The 2,580-nt window shown below is 65.7% G+C and carries 1 protein-coding gene and 1 rRNA gene; both read left to right on the top strand.

Annotated features, from left to right (window positions below):
- Window positions 1–145: 145 nt before the first annotated feature.
- Complete coding sequence (locus tag ACFW1A_RS16960) at window positions 146–1,831, top strand: ribonuclease J (RefSeq protein ID WP_380409755.1); 1,686 nt, start codon at window positions 146–148, stop codon at window positions 1,829–1,831.
- Between the two features lie 460 nt (window positions 1,832–2,291).
- Window positions 2,292–2,580, top strand: a 16S ribosomal RNA gene (locus ACFW1A_RS16965); the annotation flags it as partial.

Here is a 2,580-nt window from a genome sequence, read left to right on the forward strand (position 1 = left end):
ACCGGACACCCCCGGCGCGCGCCACAATACCGCCCCGCGGGTGGCCGCGGGCCCCGCCCTCACTGTTACGCCCCACGCCGCGCCCAATATGCGGGTGGGGCGAAGACCCCGCGGCATATGGCGCGCTGCGTGAACGGAGAGTCTTTTGAGCCACCCTCATCCTGAACTCGGCGCGCCGCCCGCACTCGCGCCGAACGCGATCCGCATCACCCCGCTCGGCGGACTGGGGGAGATCGGTCGCAACATGACCCTGCTGGAGTACGCGGGCCGACTGCTGATCATCGACTGCGGCGTGCTCTTCCCGGAGGACGAGCAGCCCGGCATCGACCTGATCCTGCCGGACTTCTCCTCGATCCGGGACCGCCTCGACAAGATCGACGGCATCGTCCTGACCCACGGTCACGAGGACCACATCGGTGCCGTGCCCTACCTGCTCCGGGAGAACCCGGACATCCCGCTGATCGGTTCGAAGCTGACCCTGGCGCTGATCGAGGCCAAGCTCGCCGAGCACCGGATCCGCCCCTACGTGCTGGAGGTCGCCGAGGGGGAGCGGGAGCAGATCGGCCCCTTCAACTGCGAGTTCATCGCGGTCAACCACTCCATCCCGGACGCCCTGGCGGTCGCGGTCCGCACCCCGGCCGGCATGGTGGTCGCCACCGGCGACTTCAAGATGGACCAGCTGCCGCTGGACGGTCGGCTGACCGACCTGCCCGCCTTCGCCAAGCTGGCCGAGGAGGGCATGGACCTGCTGCTGGTGGACTCCACCAACGCCGAGGTCCCCGGCTTCATCCCGCACGAGCGGGACATCTCCGCCGCGCTGCGCAACGTCTTCGCCAACGCGGAGAAGCGCATCATCGTCGCCTCCTTCGCCAGCCACGTGCACCGCATCCAGCAGGTGCTGGACGCCGCGCACGAGTACAAGCGCAAGGTCGCCTTCGTCGGCCGCTCGATGGTGCGCAACATGGGCATCGCCCGTGACCTGGGCTACCTGAAGGTCCCCGGCAACCTGATCGTCGACGTGAAGCAGCTGGACGACCTGCCGGACAAGGAGGTCGTGCTGGTCTGCACCGGTTCGCAGGGCGAGCCGATGGCGGCGCTGTCCCGGATGGCCAACCGCGACCACCAGATCCGGATCGTCGAGGGCGACACGGTCATCCTGGCCTCCTCGCTGATCCCGGGCAACGAGACCGCGATCTACCGCGTGATCAACGGCCTGACCCGCTGGGGAGCCAACGTCGTCCACAAGGGCAACGCCAAGGTGCACGTCTCCGGGCATGCCTCGGCCGGCGAGCTGCTCTACTTCTTCAACATCTGCAAGCCGAAGAACCTGATGCCGGTGCACGGCGAGTGGCGCCACCTGCGTGCCTGCGCCGAGCTGGGCATGAAGACCGGTGTGCCGAAGAACCGCACGGTCATCGCCGAGGACGGCGTGGTGGTCGACCTGGAGAACGGCGTCGCCAAGATCGTCGGCAAGGTGCAGGCCGGCTACGTGTACGTCGACGGCTCCTCGGTCGGCGACATCACCGAGTCCTCGCTGAAGGACCGTCGGATCCTCGGCGAGGAGGGCTTCATCTCGGTCTTCGTCGTGGTGGACTCCAGCAGCGGCAAGATCGTCAGCGGCCCGACCATCCAGGCCCGCGGCTCCGGCATCGACGACTCCGCCTTCGCCCCCGTGGTGCAGAAGCTGGAGGAGGCGCTGCGCAAGTCCGCCGACAACGGCGTGCTGGAGGTGCGCCAGGTCCAGCAGCTGGTGCGCCGCACCATCGGCAAGTGGGTGGCCGACAACTACCGCCGCCGGCCGATGATCCTGCCGGTCGTGGTCGAGGTCTGATCCCCGCCCTGATTTGACGCGGGGCGACTCGGTGCGTAATGTTCTCCGAGTTGCCCCGCCCCGGTCGCGCGGCTCCGCTCCGAATTTCGATTGACGTTCGAGCGGGGAAAACGGACCGAGAAACTCTGCTAGAGTTCGGGAGCGCCGAAAGGCGAAAGCACATCGGAATGGAATCCGGAGCCGGAAACGGAACGGAAAGCATCTGATAAGCTGGAAACACGAAAGAACGAAGCCCGGAGGGTTGAGAAATCAACTCGAAGGAAGCGTCCGTTCCTTGAGAACTCAACAGCGTGCCAAAAGTCAACGCCAGATATGTTGACATCCCCGGCCTTGATCACTTGATCGGGGTTGGAGATTCCTTTTGAAACAAACACTAGCGAGGACGCAGTGCACGGGGCCGCCCTATTCCGGTGGTTGCTGTGCCGCTCTGCGCGGGTGGAGACCGGATTACCGGTAGACATTCACGGAGAGTTTGATCCTGGCTCAGGACGAACGCTGGCGGCGTGCTTAACACATGCAAGTCGAACGGTGAAGCCCTTCGGGGTGGATCAGTGGCGAACGGGTGAGTAACACGTGGGCAATCTGCCCTGCACTCTGGGACAAGCCCTGGAAACGGGGTCTAATACCGGATATGACCTGGGACCGCATGGTCCCGGGTGTAAAGCTCCGGCGGTGCAGGATGAGCCCGCGGCCTATCAGCTTGTTGGTGGGGTAATGGCCTACCAAGGCGACGACGGGTAGCCGGCCTG

Origin of the sequence: Kitasatospora sp. NPDC058965 (assembly GCF_042741245.1) — a bacterium.
GTDB lineage: Bacteria > Actinomycetota > Actinomycetes > Streptomycetales > Streptomycetaceae > Kitasatospora.